General features: G+C 63.6%; 2 protein-coding genes. One reads left to right on the forward strand and one right to left on the reverse strand.

Going from position 1 to position 892, the window contains the following annotated elements:
• Positions 1 to 206, forward strand: a 206-nt coding sequence (locus ACFC3J_RS22730; RefSeq protein ID WP_375198177.1) for an SDR family oxidoreductase, incomplete at its 5' end; no start/stop codon positions are given.
• A gap of 133 nt (positions 207 to 339) precedes the next feature.
• Here the strand turns inward: ACFC3J_RS22730 and ACFC3J_RS22735 are convergent.
• On the reverse strand, positions 340 to 892 hold a 553-nt coding region (locus ACFC3J_RS22735), incomplete at its 5' end, for an aldehyde dehydrogenase family protein (protein ID WP_375198178.1).

Genomic DNA, 892 nt, shown 5'->3' on the forward strand with positions numbered 1-892 from the left:
CGCCCGGCCCGATGCGGACGGAAATGACGCAGGGCATGTCCTTCCCCGATTTCGCTGATCCCCGGCTGCTGGCCCGCTACACGGGCATGCGCCCGCCCTGTCCGCCCGAGGAGGTGGCCGAGCCGCTTCTGTTCCTTGCGTCCGATCGCGCGCGTCATGTGCATGGCGCCTGCTGGGCGGTCGACGGCGGCATTACCGCCGGCTAGAGCGTTTTCGAAGCGGGTGGAAACGCCAGTGCGGCGAAGCCAATCACCTGCTGGCTCGGAAAACGCGTCAAATCAAAAGACTAGAGCAATCGAGCCGATGCAATCGGATCGGAATCTGCTCTAGGCAGCGGCTCTATCCGCCGATGGGATAGAAGACCGACTTTTGATTTTGATATTCGTGCAGCCAGTCCGGGCCATATTCCCGTCCGACGCCGGAGCGCTTGTAGCCGCCGATCGGTGCATAGGTCATCCGCCCGGTCCCGCCATTGAGCATGACGCTGCCCGCACGGATTTGCATCGCCATCTCATAGCCCTTGGCGGCGTCGGCGGTTTCGATGCCGCCATTCAGGCCATAGCGGGAATCGTTGGCGATGCGGATCGCCTCTTCGTCGCTATCGAAACCGATGACACAGCCGACCGGACCGAACACCTCTTCCTGGGCAATCGTCATGCTGTTGTCGACATCATCGAAGATCGTGATGTCCGTGAAGAAACCCTTGTCGAGGCCCACCGGACGCCCGCCGCCATGCACGATCCGCGCCCCCTCGTCGCGGCCGATGGCGATCAGCCTTTCGACCTTTTCCCGCTGGGACTCGCGGATCAGCGGCCCCATCGCCACGCCGGGATCGGCAGGATCGCCGATCCTGAACTGGCTGGCGATGGCGCAGGCGGTTTCGACGAACGCC

This window comes from Sphingobium sp., from assembly GCF_041987595.1.
In the GTDB taxonomy this organism is placed as follows: domain Bacteria; phylum Pseudomonadota; class Alphaproteobacteria; order Sphingomonadales; family Sphingomonadaceae; genus Sphingobium.